Source organism: Bartonella sp. MR168JLCBS (assembly GCF_042194175.1).
Map to the genome: position 1 here is coordinate 1 of NZ_JBHIMP010000571.1, position 575 is coordinate 575.

The following is a 575-nucleotide window of genomic DNA, read 5'->3' on the forward strand; positions in this document are numbered from 1 at the left end:
TGACACCCATCGTGATGGATTTGTTATTGCAGGTGGAGCCGGCGTTTGGGTTCTTGAAGAACTGGAACACGCTAAAGCACGTGGTGCAAAAATCTACGGAGAAGTTATTGGTTATGGTGCTACATCGGATGGGTACGATATGGTTGCCCCCTCAGGAGAGGGAGCAGAGCGGTGCATGCGCATGGCGCTCGCAACCGTGAAGAATAAAATTGATTATATCAACCCGCATGCAACAGCAACACCTGTTGGGGACCCCCCTGAAATAGAAGCTATCCGCCGTATTTTTGGAGCAGGTGATCAATGCCCACCAATTTCTGCTACAAAATCTCTGACAGGTCATTCTTTAGGAGCGGCAGGCGTTCATGAGGCAATCTATACACTGTTAATGATGAATCATAATTTTATTTGCGAAAGCGCCCATATTGAAGAGCTTGATCCAGCTTTTGCTGATATGCCAATTGTTCGTGCACGCCGTGATCATCAACAACTTAATACTGTCTTGTCAAATACCTTTGGCTTTGGCGGGACCAATGCAACGCTTGTTTTCCAACGTTATGGGTAAATAGGAATTCTTA

At 46.1% G+C, this 575-nt stretch carries 1 pseudogene; it reads left to right on the forward strand.

The window, feature by feature from the left end:
- Positions 1-562 (forward strand): annotated as a pseudogene (locus ACFIK8_RS12750) (beta-ketoacyl-ACP synthase I); the annotation flags it as partial.
- Between the last annotated feature and the right edge of the window lie 13 nt (positions 563-575).